Source organism: Microbacterium sp. 18062, from assembly GCF_902706225.1.
Lineage (GTDB): Bacteria > Actinomycetota > Actinomycetes > Actinomycetales > Microbacteriaceae > Microbacterium.
This window is the reverse complement of sequence record NZ_CACSKB010000606.1, coordinates 1-397: the sequence shown is the minus strand read 5'-3', so window position 1 is coordinate 397 and position 397 is coordinate 1. Positions and strand designations below refer to the sequence as shown.

Annotated in this window: 1 pseudogene; it reads left to right on the top strand. The window is 73.3% G+C overall.

From position 1 onward, the window contains the following. A pseudogene (locus GVL03_RS21445) lies at positions 1-243 on the top strand (hypothetical protein); the annotation flags it as partial. Between the last annotated feature and the right edge of the window lie 154 nt (positions 244-397).

The window sequence follows — 397 nt, the reverse complement described above, 5'->3', positions numbered from 1 at the left end:
ACCCTGATCGCGGCCGCGGTAGAGGAGCAGGGGGCCGCGACCCGGGAGATCGCCCGCAACGTCACCGAAGCGGCGTCGAGCGCCGGCGAGATGACGAGCAGCATCTCCGGCGTCGCGGACGCCGCCAACCAGACCGGGACGGCGGCGGACCAGGTGCTCAGCTCGGCGTCCGAGCTGTCGCTCCGGTTCGAGCATCTCCGGAGCGAGGTGACACGCTTCCTCGCGACGGTGCGGGCCGCCTGAAGATTCGGATCAGAGCAGGCCGCGCGCCTTGGCGAGGCCGATCAGGTCGGCCTGGGGGCGCGCGCCGATATGCTGGATCACCTCGGCGGCCGCCAGCGTGCCGAGGCGGGCGCTGGCGACGTTGTCGAGGCCGCGGGCATGGCCCGCCAGGAAC